Raw genomic sequence first — 16,019 nt, forward strand, 5'->3', positions numbered from 1 at the left:
ACCCCCACGTGTTGACACCGAAATCGACCTACCGGCTGCAGATCCGGAGCGAGTTCGACCTGCATCAAGCCGCGGCCCTGGTGCCGTACCTGCACGACCTCGGGGTGGACTGGGTGTACCTGTCGCCGATCCTGACCGCGGAGAAGGGGTCCGGCCACGGCTATGACGTGACCGACCCGACCGCCGTCGATCCCGACCGCGGTGGTCCCGGCGGCCTCGCTGCCCTCAGTGAGGCCGCCCGGGCGGCCGGGATGGGCGTGCTCGTCGATATCGTCCCCAACCACATGGGCATCGAGACCCCCGCCGACAATGCGTGGTGGTGGCAGCTCCTGAAGGAGGGCCGCTCGTCGCGGATGGCCGAGGCGTTCGACGTCGACTGGGACGCCAACGACGGGCGCATCCGGGTGCCCGTCCTGGGCGACGGCGACGGCGAGCTCGACCAGCTGAAGATCGTCGACGGCGAGCTGTACTACTACGACAACCGGTACCCGATCGCCGAGGGCACGGCCCACCCCGGCGATACCGGCGCCGAGGTCCACGCGCGCCAGCACTACGAACTCGTGAACTGGCGCCGTGCGGACAGCGAACTGAACTACCGGCGATTCTTCGGCGTCAACACCCTCGCGGGCCTCCGCGTCGAGGTGCCGTGGGTGTTCCAGGAGAGCCACAGCGAGGTGAAGCGGTGGTTCGACGAGGGCCTCGTGGACGGCCTCCGGATCGACCACCCCGACGGACTCGCGGACCCCGAGGGCTACCTCGAGGACCTCCGAGCCCTGACCGGCGGGGCCTACGTGCTCGTGGAGAAGATCCTCGAACCGGGGGAGAAGCTCCCGCAGGACTGGGCCACCGAGGGGACCACCGGGTACGACGCGCTCGCCGACATCGACAGGCTCTTCACGGATCCCTCGGGCGAGCACGCACTGACGGAATCGGTGCCGGTGGATACCTTCCACGAGATGATCCACGGCACCAAGCGCGGTATCGCCGACGGCATCCTCCGTTCCGAGGTGCTGCGGCTCGCGAGGCTCGTCCCCTCCGACGCCGGGCTCGCCCCGGAGGCCGCCGCGGATGCGATCGCCGAACTGCTCACGTGCTTCCCCGTGTATCGCAGCTACCTCCCGGGCGGCGCAGAGTACCTGGGCGAAGCGGTGCGGGACGCGCAGATCCGGCGGCCCGACCTCGCAGAGACCATCACGGCGCTCCACCCGCTCCTGAACCCGTTCCTCGAAGGGTCCGGGGAACTCACCGAACTCGCGGTGCGCTTCCAGCAGACCTCCGGCATGGTCATGGCCAAGGGCGTCGAGGACACGGCGTTCTACCGGTACTCGCGCCTCGTCTCGCTCAACGAGGTGGGCGCCGATCCGGGCATCTTCTCGCTCGATCCGCTGGAACTCCACCGCCGACTGCTCGAGCGTGACACGGACAGCCCCCTGGCCATGACGACGCTCAGCACGCACGACACCAAGCGCAGCGAGGACACGCGCGCCCGCATCTCCGTGCTGTCCGAACTGCCCGAGGTCTGGACCGACGTGCTCTCGGGGCTCGAGGACCTCGCGCCCATCGGCGACCCGACGTTCGCCCCGCTGCTCTGGCAGTCCCTGATCGGGGCCTGGCCGCTGAGCCGCGAGCGCGCCCACGCCTACGCCGAGAAGGCCTCACGCGAGGCCGACCTCAGCACGCACTGGACCGCGCCGAACGAGGAGTTCGAGCGGGGCATGCACGCCGCCGTCGACGCCGCGTTCGACGACGCCTCGGTCAACGCCGTCATCGAGGGCCTGGTCGAGCGGATCCAGCAGGCGGGCTGGTCGAACTCCGTCGGGTTGAAGCTGCTGCAACTGACCATGCCCGGAGTGCCGGACGTCTACCAGGGGACGGAGTTCTGGGACACGTCCCTCGTGGACCCGGACAACCGCCGGGACGTCGACTACGAGGCCCGCCGGCAGGTGCTGACAGACCTCGCCTTCGGAGCGCTGCCCCGGCTCGGCGCCGACGCGCACGCGAAGCTGCTCGTCGTCTCGCGCGCCCTCAAGCTGCGGCGCGACCGCCCGGAGCTCTTCACCGGGTACGCCGCCGTCACGGCATCCGGCGAGGCCGCGGATCACGTCTTCGGGTTCGATCGCGGGGGAGCCGTCACCCTCATCACGCGGCTGCCCTACGGACTCGCGCAGCGCGGCGGCTGGGGGAACACCACCGTGGAACTCCCGGCCGGCAGCTACACCTGCGCCCTCACCGGTACCGCCGTCAGTGGCGGGACCGTCCGCGCAGCCGACATCTTCTCCACCTTCCCCGCAGCCCTACTGGTCCAGGAGGACGCCTCATGAGTTCCACCTTCGATGTCTGGGCGCCCCGCGCCGAGTCCCTCACCCTCGTGGCCAATGGCACCGAGTACCCCATGACGGAGGGCGAAGGCGGCTGGTGGCACCCCGCGGACGCCCCGCCCGCCACCGGCGACGTCTCCTACGGCTACCTGGTGAACGGCTCGGACACCCCCGTTCCGGACCCCCGTTCACGGCGCCAGCCCGAGGGCGTCCACGAGCTGTCGCACACCTTCGACCCCGCCGCCCATGTGTGGGGGGACGGGTCCTGGCAGTCGCCGGGCCTGAACGGCGGGGTCATCTACGAGATGCACCTCGGCACGTTCACTCCCGAGGGGACGCTCGACGCCGCGATCGGCAAGCTCGACCACCTCGTGGACCTCGGCGTGCAGTACGTGGAGCTCCTGCCGGTCAACGCCTTCAACGGCACCCACAACTGGGGTTACGACGGCGTCCTCTGGTACGCCGTCCAGGAGACCTACGGCGGTCCCGCCGCCTACCAGCGCTTCGTCGATGCCGCCCACCAGAAGGGACTCGGCGTCATCCAGGACGTCGTCCACAACCACCTGGGCCCGAGCGGGAACTACCTCGGGCTCTTCGGCCCGTACCTCACCGAGGGAATGTCCAACACCTGGGGCGACTCTCTGAACCTCGACGGTCCGCAGTCCGACGAGGTGCGGAACTACGTGATCGAGAACCTGCTCATGTGGTTCACGGACTACCACGTGGACGGGCTGCGCCTCGATGCCGTGCACGCGCTGCACGACGAACGCGCCGTGCACATCCTCGAGGAATTCGGCGCGCGCACCGACGAGTGCGCGGCAGAGCTCGGCAAGCCACTCTTCCTCATCGCGGAATCGGACCTCAACAATCCGCGCCTGATCCAGGGCCGCGACGTCGGAGGGTACGGGCTCGCAGGCCAGTGGAGCGACGACTTCCACCACGCGGTACACGTCAACCTGACGGGTGAGACCGAGGGGTACTACCTCGACTTCAATTCGGTCGGCGCCCTCGCGAAGGTCCTGGAGAAGGGCTTCTTCCACAACGGCACCTACTCGTCGTTCCGTGAGCGCCACCACGGCCGCGAGATCGACGCGTCGCGCGTCACGCCGCTGCAGCTCGTCGTCGCCACCCAGAACCACGACCAGATCGGCAACAGGGCCGCCGGTGACCGCATCAGCGCAACCCTGAACCCGGCGCAGCTCGCGCAGGCCGCCGTGCTGAACATCCTCGGCCCCTTCACCCCGATGCTCTTCATGGGGGAGGAGTACGGAGCGTCCACGCCCTGGCCGTTCTTCACGTCCCACCCGGAGCCCGAGCTCGGCAAGGCCACGGCCGAGGGACGGCTCAGGGAGTTCGAGCGCATGGGCTGGCGGCCGGAGGACGTCCCCAACCCGCAGGACCCCGCGACCTTCGCCTCGGCCAAGCTGGACTGGGCGGAGGCGGAGCAGGGGCACCACGCCGACCTCCTGTCGACCTACCGGGAGCTCATCCGGCTGCGCCGCTCCCGGCCCGAACTGCGCGACGCCGACTTCGGCAGCATCGCCGTGGACTTCGACGAGGAGGACCGCTGGATCGTCCTGCGCCGCGGCAGCACCGCCGTCGTCCTCAACCTCGGCGACGCGATGGTGACCGTGCCGCTGCGCGGCGCCGATGCGGAGGTCCTGCTGTCCACGGTCGACGGCGTCGGGCTGCTCACCGACACGGTGCAGCTGCCTCCCCACGCGTCGCTGGTCCTCAGCCTCGCCTGAGGTTGGGTCAGGACTCCCCAAGGGTTCCGGCAGGACGAGGGCTGCGAGGGCGGAACCGTCGGAGCGCTCCGTCATACTGGGCTGAAAATCCTTTCCCCGGGAAAGGTGCGTCCCGCCGTCTGGCGGGGCGCGGGGAGCTCGAGGCGGCAGGAACACCATGACCCTGGACATCACGACACTGCGGGTGGCCTTCGGCGCCCTCGCCGCCACCCTCTTCGTGCTGTTCTACACCGTGTCCTTCCGCCACACCCGCTCCGCCTACAGTGCCTGGTGGTGCGTGGCCATCGCCTGCTTCTTCATCGGGTCCTCCGGCTACCTGCTGGACGACACGGTGCACCAGGTCTGGGCCAATCCCCTCGCCAACACCCTGCTGGTCATGGGCGCGGCGAGCGTCTGGGCGAGTGCCCGGACCCTTCGTACGAGCAGGCCGGCGTGGCTGCAGCTGTCGGCTGCACCGCTGCTGACGCTGCTGGCGTCGGCGCTCGACAACCCTTCCACGAACACCTGGTCCGGGGGGCCCGTGTTCCTCGGCATGATGGCCCTGACCATCGGCCTCGCATCCTGGGAGCTGTGGCGCCTGCCGAGCAGCTACAGCAGGGTGCAGGCTCCCCTCGCCGTCGCCTCCGCCCTGCTCTCGGTCCTCTACCTGGTGCGGTGCCTCGTGTTCGTCGCGGTTGGGCAGGAGGGATACGTGTTCACCACGTTCTTCGGCTCCGGCATCACCACACTGATCACCATGCTCCTGCTCGTCGTCGTGTCCTTCAGCGCGGCCGCGCTGAGCGCCGAGCAGATCGCCACCGACCTCCGCGCCCGCGCTGACCGGGACGCACTGACCGGCCTGCTCAACCGCTCCGGCTTCCTCGACCTGGCCCATGTGCAGGCGGACCGCCTTGCCCGTGCCAACCGTCCCGGGACGGTCATCCTCGCGGACCTCGACTTCTTCAAGACCGTCAATGACACCCACGGCCACGCGGCGGGCGATACCGTCCTGAAGGCATTCGCCGACGCCTGTGCGGAGACCGTCCGGTCCACGGACCTGGTGGGCCGCTACGGGGGAGAGGAATTCATCTTCCTGCTCCCGGGCGCGTCGGTGTCGAGGAGCGAGGACATCACCCGGGACGTGAGCATGGCACTGCGTGGCAACTCCACCCCGGGCGGCTTCGAGATGCCGACGGTGAGCTACGGCATCGCCGCGATGGAGGCGTCGGACTACGATCTCCCGGCAGCGATCGCGGCAGCGGACCAGGCCCTCTATGCCGCGAAGGCCAGCGGCCGGGACACGTCGGTACGTGCCATCCGGCCGGCGGGCACCGGCGCGGGATCCTCGGCCAAACCGCCGCAGGGTCCCGTGCGCGTGCTGGAGGACTGAACGCGGCGCCCCGGCCGCTGAAGCCGGTGCCTGCTCCCCTAGGATGAAGGAATGACCTATCACCCTGCTGATGATCGTTATGATTCGATGCCGTACCGCCGTGTGGGGAGGAGCGGGCTGCAGCTGCCTGCCGTGTCCCTCGGGTTGTGGCACAACTTCGGGGACGACAGGTCCTTCGACATCCAGCGGGACATCCTCCGCCGGGCGTTCGACCTCGGGGTGACGCACTTCGACCTGGCGAACAACTACGGGCCGCCCTACGGCAGTGCGGAGACGAATTTCGGGCGGCATCTGAAGGACGATTTCCGGCCGTTCCGGGACGAGCTGGTGATCTCGACGAAGGCCGGGTACGACATGTGGCCGGGCCCGTACGGGAACTTCGGGTCGCGGAAGTACCTGTTGGCGAGCCTGGATCAGTCCCTGGAGCGGATGGGTCTGGACTATGTGGACATCTTCTACAGCCACCGCCCGGACCCGGGGACCCCGCTGGAGGAGACGATGGGGGCCCTGGATACGGCCGTCCGGTCGGGGCGGGCGTTGTATGCGGGGATCTCCTCGTACTCACCGGAGCGGACGGTGGAAGCCGCGGCGATCCTGGCGGACCTGGGCACGCCGCTGCTGATCCACCAGCCGTCGTATTCGATGCTGAACCGGTGGACGGAGAACGGTGCCCCCAACCTGTACGAGGCTCTCGAGACCGCGGGAGCGGGGTCCATCGCGTTCTCCCCGCTCGCGCAGGGTCTGCTGACCCGCAAGTATCTCCACGGCATCCCGGCGGATTCACGCGCGGCGGCGGACAAGTCCCTGGATGCGGGTCAGTTGAGTGAGGAGAACCTGCGGCGGATCCGGGGCCTGCACGCGATCGCGGAGGACCGCGGGCAGAGCCTGGCGCAGATGGCGATCGCGTGGGTGTTGCGGGATCAGGTGAAGGGCACGCCGGTGACGTCGGCGCTGATCGGTGCCTCCAGTGTGGGTCAGCTCGAGGACAGTCTGGCGGCCGTGCGGAACCTGTCCTTCACGTCCGCGGAGCTCCACGCCATCGACGAGTTCGCCGTGGAATCCGACATCAACCTCTGGGCCGCAGCCCTCGAGGCCTGATGCTGCAGTTCCGGCAGGCGGTTCCCGGGGACTGGCCCGCCATCTGGAGCATCATGGAACCCGTGGCCCGGGCAGGGGAGACCTACTGCTGGGACACCTCGATGGACGAGGAGGCCGGACGGCTCGAATGGCTCCCCGGAGACGCGGGCGCCGACCCGACCCTCGCCGTCTTCGTGGCCGTGGAGGAGGGGACCGGGCGCGTGGTCGGTACGGCGCAACTGCACGCCAACCGGGGCGGGAACGGCTCCCACGTCTCCAACGCTTCCTTCCTCGTGGCCGCAGATGCCGGCGGCCGGGGTGTCGGACGGGCCCTCGCAGGGCATGTGCTGGAGGAAGCCGGGTCAGCGGGCTATACGGCGATGCAGTTCAACGCGGTCGTCGAGGTGAACACGCGCGCCGTCGCACTCTGGACCTCCCTCGGCTTCACGATCGTGGGGACCGTGCCCGGGGCCTTCGTGCATCCGACCGAAGGACCCACGGGCCTCCACATCATGCACCGCTTCCTCCTGCCGCCCCGCTGACGACGTCCCGGCACGGCGGGATGGCCACCACCAGGCGCGGAACCGGACCACAATGGGGACATGACTGCCGGTGTTCCTGTCGATGAACCGCTGCTCGGGGCCTGGGCCACGCTCGGCGAACCCCGCCTGACGATCGAACTCGCCAGGTCCGGCCTCGGCTGGCTCGGCCTCGATGCCCAGCACGGCCACTTCGACGACCGCTCGCTGCGGGACGCCCTGGGCGGCAGGCCGACGGACGGCGCGCCGATGTTCGTGCGCGTGGCGGCCAACGACGCCGCACTGATCGGCAGGGCGCTCGATGCCGGGGCCGACGGCGTCGTCGTCCCGCTCGTGGACAGCGTGGCCGATGCCGAGGCAGCGGTGGCGGCAAGCCATTACCCGCCCGGAGGCTCGCGGAGCTGGGGGCCGCTGCACGGCAGCCGGCCGGCGTACGATCCGGGCGCGGACGGCGGCGCCCACGCCGTGCCGCTGTGCGCCGTGATGATCGAGACAGCCGCCGCCCTGGAAGCCGTCGAGGCCATCGCCGCCGTGCCGGGCGTGGACATGATCTTCGTCGGTCCGTTCGATCTGTCCCTCGCCCTGGGCCTGCACGTCGACGACCTGCTGTCATCCGACGACGACGGCGCGCCCCTCGCGAGGATCGTCCGTGCGTGCAGCGCCGCCGGCATCCAGGCCGGCGCCTATGCCGGCACTGCCGAGCGCGCCGTGCTCCTCGCCGCCGCCGGCTTCCGCTGGATCGCCGCCACCACGGACGCCGCCCTGCTGTCCCTCGGAACCGCGTCCGTCCTGCAGCACGTCCTCGCGGGCGGGCAGGGTCAGCCGGCCCAGGATGACCTCAGGGAAGGAAACGCCTCCTCGTAGCTCCTGAGGACCCGTGTGGCTGCATGGAACGAGTCGACCAGGGGATGCCCGGCCAGGGCGCGGAGCGCCGCCGCCCGGTCCCGATGCACGGCAGCCCGGACGGTGTCCTGCTCCACCGCCTTCACCGCCGACATGAGTCCGAGCTGGTGGGGTGTCAGCGGACCGGCCGAGGGCAGCGGGCGGGCTCCCGAGCCGTCCACGACCGACGGCACCTCGACGATGCCGTCCTCCGGCAGCCCGGGGAGCGTGGGGCCGTTGCGTACGTTGAGGATCAGTTCCGCGCGCTGCCCGGTGAGCAGTGCACGCATGACCTGCAGTGCCACGCGTTCGTACCCGCCGCCCGCGAGGTCCGCCTCGTCGCGCTCCTCGTCCTGGGAGCGCGCTTCGGCGAGGTAACCGGATTCCCGCTCCCGTCGGGCGTCCTCCCACACACCGAAGGGGTCCGCGGATGCGGCCAGGCGCGGATAGAGATCGCGTTGCTGGTCCCTGAGCACCTCCCCGCGCGTCCGGTCCGCGCCACCGATGGCACGCAGCGCCTCGCGGTGGAAGTAGTAGTAGAACAGGTACTCGTTGGGCAGGGCGCCGAGGACCCGGAGAAGGTCCGGACCGAACAGGCGGCCCTCCTCGAAACCGCCGAGGCGCACCGGATCCGAGAGCAGGTCGAGGAGGCGGTTGCTGCCCGGCTGTCCGCCCCCGGGCCCGTGCCCGTTCCCGCCGTCGTAGAGCCCACGGAGCCAGCCCAGATGGTTGAGGCCGACGTAGTCCACCCCGGCGAGGGAACCGCCGAGGTCCACGCGCGCGGCCCGAGCCGCCCGCGCGACGAGGCCCGACGCCGAGTCGCAGATGCCGATGACCCTGCTGCCGAGGACGGCCGAGAGCGCCTCGGTGACCATTCCCGCCGGGTTGGTGAAGTTGATGAGCCAGGCGTCCGGTGCGAGATCCTGCATCGCCGTTGCGACGCGCATCATGTCCGGGATGGAGCGGAGGGCGTAGGAGATGCCGCCCACTCCGACGGTCTCCTGCCCGAGCAGTCCGGCGGACAGGGCCACGCGCTCATCGAGGATGCGTCCCTCCGCTCCACCGCTGCGCACGGCGGCGAACACGATGTCGGCACCCGGCAGGGCGTCCTCGAGCCGGGTCTCCACGCGGACCGACGGCGCCGGCCGGCCCACGGCCGGCGGCAGCGCGGAGAGCACCCGCGCGATGGCGTGCGCCCGCTCCGGGAGCGCGTCCAGCAGGACGACGTCGGACACGAGTTCGGCGAACGGCCCCTCGGAGAGTGCCCGGTACACCAGCGGCACGCGGAACCCACCACCGCCCACGATCACCAGGGTGGCGCCTGTTCCGGTCGATGAGGTCAAGGAGGACCCGCTTCCGTGGTGGTGGGTGGATGTAGGTGGCCCGCATCCCGGGTTCTGCAAGTATTCTGCCGTACATGTCCCCACAGCACCGCTTCGATCCGCTGGCGGCGACGCGCGGCCCGGACGGACCCGAGTTCGACCTCCTGCTCGCCGGTCAGGTGTTCTTCGACATCATCTTCACGGGGCTCGAGCAGCTTCCCTCGCCGGGAACCGAGGTGTGGACCGACGGTATGGGATCAGGGCCGGGCGGGATAGCGAACCAGGCGATCGCCGCGAGCCGGCTGGGACTCCGGACCACCCTCGCGGCGGCTTTCGGCGACGACGGGTACGGACAGTCCAACTGGGACGTGCTGCAGGACCAGGAGCACGTGGACCTCTCCCGGTCGCGCGTCTTCGGTCAGTGGCACTCGCCCGTCACGGTATCCCTCTCGGTGCACCACGACCGCTCGATGGTGACGCACGGTCACCCGCCCCCGCTCCGCGCCTCCGAACTCATTGGCACGCCGCCGACGTGCCGTGCCGCCGTCGTCGGCGTGGAGCGGGAGGTGGAACCGTGGGCCCGTAACGTCGCGGCGCGCGGCACCAAGCTCTTCGGTGACGTCGGCTGGGATCCGGCGGGGGAGTGGGCGCCGGAGACCCTCGCCTCGCTCGAGCACTTCTACGCGTTCATGCCCAATGCCGCGGAGGCCATGGCCTACACGCGGACGGACGATCCCTGGGCAGCCCTGTACTCCCTCGCAGACCGCGTTCCCGTGGCCGTGGTGACGGTCGGCCAGCAGGGGGCCATGGCCATCGACTCGGTGACGGGGGAGGAGGAGTGGGTTCCGGCGCTCCCGGTGTCTGCCTACGACCCGACCGGCGCGGGTGACTGCTTCGGCGCGGCGTTCGTCATGGGCGACCTCGCGGGTTTCCGGCTCGCCGACCGCCTGAGCTTCGCGAACCTCTGTGCCTCGCTGTCCGTGCAGCACGTGGGCGGTTCGCTGGCGGCTCCCGGCTGGGGTGACATCGCCGACTGGTGGCGGCGGGTCAGCGCCGGGCGCGACGGCGTCCGGAAGCAGTGGCTGCGCCGCTACGCCTTCCTGGAGGACCTGGTCTCCGACGTGCCGGTCGAAGCGGTCCGGCGGGCGACGGCCACCATCGCGCGGCACTCCGACGCGTCGCCGTCGGTGCGCCCGGCGAGATGGCGCGGGGAGATGCCCGGCACCCTGTGAGGTGTGCGGGCACTGTCGAGGGTCCTGCCCGCACAGGCTGCCCGGGGCAGTACTATCCGCGCAGGGCAGCAGCCTCGCCGAGCCAGCGGGCGTACCGCGCCCACGGATCGTCGACACCCGCTGCGAGGCGGGCAATGTGGTCCTCGAGGTCCGGGGAGGGCCCGAACCACTCGGAGCGGCCCAGGCGCGAGCCGGCGAACCGGACATGCCGGCGGTGCTCGACGAGGCGGTCGCCGCGCTCGAACGCGAGGAGGTCGTCGTGCCAGATCCGGGCGAGCCGCCGGCGCGGGTCCGCCGTCGTCCCGATCTTGATGCGATCCCGGAAACGGATGTAGTAGACGACGTCGACGCGCGGAGGCGGCAGGCCGTCGTCGAGGACGTCGCCGGAGCGCCACTCGCACGCGGCGCACACCCAGCCGGACGGGTACCGCACACCAAGCCTCGAGCCGCACGCCGGACACGCCGAGGGCAGCACGTCGGTGACGCCCTCGGTCGCGCCGGACCATTCCGCAACCAGCGCCACGTGCGCCGGGCAGAGCGCGAAGGGCGCCGCGCCGGTCGCACGACCGCACGGCTGCCCGTCGTCGCCGGGCAGGACGCAGCCGGGGCCGGCGGGTGGAATGTCGAACACGCCTTCGATTGTTTCCGTCCGCACCTCCCGGCGCAACCCCACGGTGGACCCCCGCAGCTGGCAGAATGGGCCGAGTGACTTCCACCGAACGCGTCGCAGAGATCGACCTCGATGCCCTGCGGCACAACATCCGGCACCTCCGCGACGTGGCCCATCCGGCCCGTGTCATGGCGGTCGTGAAGGCCAATGCGTACGGCCATGGAGCCGTCCCCGTCGCGCGGGCAGCCCTGGAGGCAGGAGCCGCCTGGCTCGGCGTGGCCCACATCAGCGAGGGTGTGGAACTGCGGAAGGCCGGCATCGAAGCGCCGATCCTCGCCTGGCTGCACACCTCGCGCACCGACTTCACCGCCGGCGTGGAGCACGGACTGGACCTCGGGATCTCCGGGTGGGAACTCGAGCACGTGGTCGCCGCCGCGCGTGAACTGGAGCGCCCCGCCATCGTGCACCTGAAGATCGACACCGGCCTCGGCCGGAACGGCTGCCCGCCGGAGAAGTGGGACGCACTGCTCGGCCGGGCCGTGCAGTACCAGGAGGAGGGACTGATCCGCGTGGTCGGGATCTTCTCGCACCTGGCGGTCGCCGACGAGCCTGCACGGTCCGAGACGGACCTGCAGGTGCAGGCGTTCCGCGAGGCCGTCGCCGCCGCGGAGAACGCGGGGATCGACGTCGAGGTCCGGCACCTCGCGAACACGCCCGCCACCTTCTCGAGGCCCGACTGCCACTTCGACCTGGTGCGTGTGGGCCTCGGCATCTACGGCCTCTCGCCCTTCGCCGACCAGGGATCGGCCGATCTCGGCCTGCAGCCCGTCATGACCTTCAGCACCACCGTCTCCAACTGCAAGGAAGTACCCGCGGGGCAGGGCGTCTCCTACGGCTACGCCTACCGCACGCACAAAGCCACCACGCTCGGCCTGATCCCGGTCGGGTACGGAGACGGCGTCCCCCGCATCGCCACGGGCGCGCCGGTCCTCGTGGGCAACCGGATCTACCCCGTGGTCGGGCGGATCGCGATGGATCAGCTCGTCATCGACTTCGGCACCACGGGCCTGGCCGATGCGCCGGACTCCCCGCTGGGACAGCGGGCCGTGCTGTTCGGTGGGGCCGGCTCACCCCCCGTCGAGGACTGGGCCGCCGCCGCGCAGACCATCAACTACGAGGTGGTCACCCGCATCAGCGACCGGGTGGAACGGATCTACGTGGGATCACAGCAGGAGGAGCCAAGGCAATGACCGCCACGCCTGAGTGGAGCGTGGCCCACGACGTCGGGTCGGCCGCCCGGCTCCAGGCCCTCGCCGCGAGCCTCGCCCCGCACCTCCGCGCGGGGGACCTGCTGGTGCTGTCCGGAGAACTGGGCGCGGGCAAGACGACCTTCACGCAGGGACTCGGGCGCGGACTCGCCGTCGAGGACCGCATCATCTCGCCGACCTTCGTGCTCGTCCGGCAGCATCCGGCGGCAGGCGGCGGACCCGGCCTCGTCCACGTCGACGCATACCGCCTGGAGAGCGCCGCAGCCGTCGACGATCTCGACCTCGAGGCGACCATGGGGGCCAACGTCACGGTCGTCGAGTGGGGTGCGGGCCGTGTGGAGCACCTGAGCGGGAGCCGGCTCCGCGTGGACATCGCGCGTCCGCTCGGGGGCGGCGGGGACGGGGCAGCCGGCGCCGGCCCGATCACGGATTTCGACGACGACGGCGAGGACGAAGTGCGCACCATCACCCTCTCGGGCTTCGGCCCACGCTGGCGCGGACGCCCGCCGGCACTGTCGCTCGACTAGGCTTGCCGGGTGCTTCTCCTCGCCCTCGACACCTCCGCTGCCGCCACGGTCGCGCTGCTGCACGACGACGTCGTGCTCGGTCGGTTCGGCAGTGCCGATACGCGCTCGCACGCCGAGGTCCTCGCTCCCGCGGTGCAGCGCATCCTGGCCGATGCGGGTGTCACGGGATCGGAGCTCGACGCCGTCGTGGCCGGGGTGGGTCCCGGGCCCTTCACGGGACTCCGCGCGGGGCTCGTGACCGCACGGACGCTCGGCTTCGTCTGGGGTGTGCCCCTGCACGGCGTCATGAGCCTCGACGCGCTCGCCTTCGACGCCGTCGCGAGCGGCAGGATCGCGGCCGGGAGCGAGTTCCTCGTCGGAACGGATGCGCGGCGCGGCGAGGTCTACTGGGCCGCCTACCGGGCCCCGTCCGGCTCGGCCGGCCTGCCTGCGCTGCTGGACGGCCCCCACGTCGATGCTGCCTCCGCCCTGCCGGAGGGCCTCCCGCTCGTGGGCCGCGCTGCGTCGCTGTACCCGGACGACGTCGTCGGGGTCGCCGCCTTCGCCGGCTCCGATCCCGACGCCGCCTCCCTCGGCCTCGTCGCGCTGTCGCGCCTCGTCGCGGGAGAGCCGCTGCTGGACACCGCTCCCCTGTACCTGCGCGAGTCCGACGCCAGGGTCCCCGGTCCGCGGAAGCGGGCGACGCCGTGAGCTTCCTCCTGCGCGACCTCGTCTTCGAGGACATCGAGACGATCGGACGGCTCGAGAACGAGCTGTTCCCCACCGACGCGTGGCCGCTCGAGATGTTCTACTCCGAGTTCTTCCAGCCGGACACCCGGCGCTACATCCTCGCGGAGGTCGACGGCCAGGCCGTGGGGTACGCGGGACTCATGGTCATCGACACGACGGCGGACATCCAGACCATCGGCGTGCTGTCCCGCTTCGAAGGCCGGGGGATCGGACGAGCCATGCTCACCGAACTGCTCGCTGAAGCCCGCCGCCGGGGCGCCGACAACGTGATGCTGGAGGTGCGCGCCGACAACCCCCGCGCCCAGGACCTGTACGCACGGTTCGGTTTCGAGAAGATCCACATCCGGAAGAAGTACTACCGTGACGGCGTCGACGCCTGGGTCATGCGGCTCGTCCTGCCGGCGGAAGGGAGCGGGACGCCATGAAGAACCCTGAGCCGCTGGTCCTGGGCATCGAGTCCTCCTGTGACGAGACCGGTGTGGGCATCGTCCGGGGCACGCAGTTGCTGACCAACACGGTGTCCTCCTCCATGGACGAGCACGTACGATTCGGCGGCGTGATCCCCGAGATCGCCTCCCGCGCGCACCTCGAGGCCTTCGTGCCGACCCTGCAGGCAGCGCTCGACGACGCCGGGGTGACTCTCGCGGAGATCGACGCCATCGCCGTCACGGCCGGCCCCGGACTCTCGGGCGCCCTCATGGTCGGCGTCTCCGCCGCCAAGGCGCTCGCGGTCGCCACGGGCAAGCCGCTGTACGCGATCAACCACCTCGTGGCGCACGTCGGGGTCGGCGTGATCGGGGGGACCTTCGCCGGCGGCCTGCCGGCCGAGCTGGGAGCGCTGCTGGTATCCGGCGGCCACACGGAGATCCTCCGGGTCGGAAGCATCGCTCACGATGTCGAACTGCTCGGCTCCACGATCGACGACGCCGCGGGCGAGGCCTACGACAAGACGGCGCGCATCCTCGGCCTGGGCTATCCGGGTGGCCCCGCCATCGACAGGGTGGCGCGGGAGGGCAACCCGAAGGCCATCCGCTTCCCGCGGGGGCTGTCGCAGCCGAAGTACATGGGAACGGCGGAGGAGCCGGGACCGCACCGCTACGACTGGTCCTTCAGTGGACTGAAGACCGCCGTGGCCCGCTCCGTGGAGCAGTACGAGGCAGCAGGGCTCGAGGTACCCGTCGCCGACATCGCTGCGTCCTTCCAGGAGGCGGTGGTGGACATCATCACGTCCAAGGCCGTCCTCGCGTGCCGGGAACACGGCATCACCAACCTCCTCCTGGGCGGGGGAGTCGCGGCGAACCGACGGCTCCGCGAGCTGGCCGCCGAGCGCTGCGCCGCGGCCGGGATCACCCTGACCGTCCCCGCGCCGTCGCTCTGCACGGACAACGGCGCGATGGTCGCGGCCCTGGGCGTGCAGATCGTGCTGAGCGGCGGTACGCCGAGTGGCATCGCCTTCGGAACGGATCCGTCCCTCCCGGTCAGGCGCATCCTGCTTCCCGATCCCGGCGAAGACGGTGATCACCAGGCTGAAAGTTAGACGCTCTAGCTTTACAGTTGGTGAACTAAGAGCTAGGTTGGGAATGGGTCGAGACAACGGCCCACCCCTCCTGACCTGAAGGTCATGCCATGACGATCACCGCCCCCGCTTTCTCGCCCGCCCTCCCCTCCGTCGAGGACGACGGCCTCCCCGCACACGCCAATCGCAGCGATGACGCCGCCTACGACCCCTGGCCAGGTATGGCGACCACCGGTCAGCTCGGCGCCGTCGCATCCGAGGCGGAGCCCCCGGTCATTCCCCGGCTGCTCGACGACGCGACCACACGGCAGCTCCGACGCTGGGTCAATGCCCTGTACAAGCAGCTGGACTCGGATTTCCCGCCCTTCGGCATCCGGGAGGACTGCGACCGCGTGGTCGACGAGCTCGAGCGGCGCCGGCAGCAGGAACTCGCGGGCTCGACGCCGAGCCGGCGGCGGGACGCCTTCCGCGACAACCCACTCAACGGGCGCTTCGAGCTGTTCCAGAACGGGATGCTGGCCGGATACGTGAGCTACTCGATGCGGGCAGGGAAGCTCCGCCTGCATCGCACGGTCGTGGCCGAAGCCTTCGATGGGGCGGGGATCGAGGAGCTACTCATACGGAACGTCCTGCTCAACGCCCACAAGCGGCGCCTGTCCTCGCTGCCCTATTGCGCCCAGATCCAGGCCTTCCTGGCCGGTAACCCGCAGTACCGGACCCTGCTCGGAACGTAGGCGGCAGGGCGCATATCCGGACCACCGGCCAGGACGCGGCCGTGATCCTCGAGGACGCGGTGCAAGCCGTCCTGTGCCAGGAGCGGCCATGCGGCGCCGCACCCCATTGGGGCAGCATGTGCGCATGTCTGCACCTATAGTGGGGGGA

15 protein-coding genes are annotated in these 16,019 nt (G+C 70.7%); 13 read left to right on the forward strand and 2 right to left on the reverse strand.

All coding sequences use genetic code 11. From position 1 onward, the window contains the following. Positions 1 to 8: 8 nt before the first annotated feature. From treY to AC1MFI_RS09410, 6 genes are all read left to right on the forward strand, one after another. Positions 9 to 2,321: a malto-oligosyltrehalose synthase gene (gene treY / locus AC1MFI_RS09385; protein ID WP_479816366.1), complete on the forward strand. Its 2,313-nt coding sequence runs from the start codon at positions 9 to 11 to the stop codon at positions 2,319 to 2,321. Then, positions 2,318 to 4,066 carry a malto-oligosyltrehalose trehalohydrolase gene (gene treZ / locus AC1MFI_RS09390; protein WP_479816368.1) on the forward strand — a complete coding sequence of 583 codons (1,749 nt, stop codon included), beginning with the start codon at positions 2,318 to 2,320 and terminating at the stop codon, positions 4,064 to 4,066. The genes treY and treZ overlap by 4 nt, the downstream gene beginning before the upstream one ends. 157 nt (positions 4,067 to 4,223) lie before the next feature. After that, positions 4,224 to 5,435, forward strand: a complete 1,212-nt coding sequence (locus AC1MFI_RS09395; protein ID WP_479816370.1) for a GGDEF domain-containing protein — start codon at positions 4,224 to 4,226, stop codon at positions 5,433 to 5,435. Between the two features lie 51 nt (positions 5,436 to 5,486). Next, positions 5,487 to 6,533, forward strand: a complete 1,047-nt coding sequence (gene mgrA / locus AC1MFI_RS09400; RefSeq protein WP_479816372.1) for an L-glyceraldehyde 3-phosphate reductase — start codon at positions 5,487 to 5,489, stop codon at positions 6,531 to 6,533. Then, positions 6,533 to 7,054: an N-acetyltransferase family protein gene (locus AC1MFI_RS09405; RefSeq protein ID WP_479816374.1), complete on the forward strand. Its 522-nt coding sequence runs from the start codon at positions 6,533 to 6,535 to the stop codon at positions 7,052 to 7,054. Before mgrA ends, AC1MFI_RS09405 begins: the two co-directional genes overlap by 1 nt. A gap of 60 nt (positions 7,055 to 7,114) precedes the next feature. Continuing rightward, positions 7,115 to 7,915: an HpcH/HpaI aldolase family protein gene (locus AC1MFI_RS09410; RefSeq protein ID WP_479816376.1), complete on the forward strand. Its 801-nt coding sequence runs from the start codon at positions 7,115 to 7,117 to the stop codon at positions 7,913 to 7,915. Here AC1MFI_RS09410 and AC1MFI_RS09415 read toward each other — a convergent pair. Further along, positions 7,870 to 9,276: a family 4 glycosyl hydrolase gene (locus AC1MFI_RS09415; protein ID WP_479816378.1), complete on the reverse strand. Its 1,407-nt coding sequence runs from the start codon at positions 9,274 to 9,276 to the stop codon at positions 7,870 to 7,872. The genes AC1MFI_RS09410 and AC1MFI_RS09415 overlap by 46 nt on opposite strands. A 74-nt stretch (positions 9,277 to 9,350) precedes the next feature. Between AC1MFI_RS09415 and AC1MFI_RS09420 the strand changes: the two genes are divergently transcribed. Further along, on the forward strand, positions 9,351 to 10,487 hold the full coding sequence (locus AC1MFI_RS09420; protein WP_479816380.1) for a PfkB family carbohydrate kinase: 1,137 nt from the start codon (positions 9,351 to 9,353) through the stop codon (positions 10,485 to 10,487). 52 nt (positions 10,488 to 10,539) lie between these two features. On the opposite strand, the gene AC1MFI_RS09425 is transcribed toward AC1MFI_RS09420, so the two are convergent. Continuing rightward, positions 10,540 to 11,118, reverse strand: a complete 579-nt coding sequence (locus AC1MFI_RS09425; RefSeq protein WP_479816382.1) for a GIY-YIG nuclease family protein — start codon at positions 11,116 to 11,118, stop codon at positions 10,540 to 10,542. Between the two features lie 65 nt (positions 11,119 to 11,183). Here AC1MFI_RS09425 and alr point away from each other — a divergent pair, with 65 nt between their 5' ends. The 6 genes from alr (at position 11,184) to AC1MFI_RS09455 (ending at position 15,871) form a co-directional block, all read left to right on the forward strand. After that, positions 11,184 to 12,347 carry an alanine racemase gene (gene alr / locus AC1MFI_RS09430; protein WP_479816384.1) on the forward strand — a complete coding sequence of 388 codons (1,164 nt, stop codon included), beginning with the start codon at positions 11,184 to 11,186 and terminating at the stop codon, positions 12,345 to 12,347. Beyond that, the gene (gene tsaE, locus AC1MFI_RS09435) at positions 12,344 to 12,892 is read left to right on the forward strand and encodes a tRNA (adenosine(37)-N6)-threonylcarbamoyltransferase complex ATPase subunit type 1 TsaE (protein WP_479816386.1); all 549 of its coding nucleotides are present in this window, start codon (positions 12,344 to 12,346) and stop codon (positions 12,890 to 12,892) included. Before alr ends, tsaE begins: the two co-directional genes overlap by 4 nt. A gap of 9 nt (positions 12,893 to 12,901) precedes the next feature. Then, entirely contained in the window at positions 12,902 to 13,582 is a 681-nt protein-coding gene (gene tsaB / locus AC1MFI_RS09440; RefSeq protein ID WP_479816388.1) for a tRNA (adenosine(37)-N6)-threonylcarbamoyltransferase complex dimerization subunit type 1 TsaB, read from the forward strand. Next, positions 13,579 to 14,046, forward strand: a complete 468-nt coding sequence (gene rimI / locus AC1MFI_RS09445) for a ribosomal protein S18-alanine N-acetyltransferase (protein ID WP_479816390.1) — start codon at positions 13,579 to 13,581, stop codon at positions 14,044 to 14,046. Before tsaB ends, rimI begins: the two co-directional genes overlap by 4 nt. Beyond that, positions 14,043 to 15,158: a tRNA (adenosine(37)-N6)-threonylcarbamoyltransferase complex transferase subunit TsaD gene (tsaD, locus tag AC1MFI_RS09450; protein WP_479816392.1), complete on the forward strand. Its 1,116-nt coding sequence runs from the start codon at positions 14,043 to 14,045 to the stop codon at positions 15,156 to 15,158. The genes rimI and tsaD overlap by 4 nt, the downstream gene beginning before the upstream one ends. An 89-nt stretch (positions 15,159 to 15,247) precedes the next feature. Then, positions 15,248 to 15,871, forward strand: coding sequence for a GNAT family N-acetyltransferase (locus AC1MFI_RS09455; RefSeq protein WP_479816394.1), 624 nt, complete (start codon positions 15,248 to 15,250; stop codon positions 15,869 to 15,871). Positions 15,872 to 16,019: the final 148 nt, after the last annotated feature.

The organism is Arthrobacter sp. BC5, from assembly GCF_056680255.1.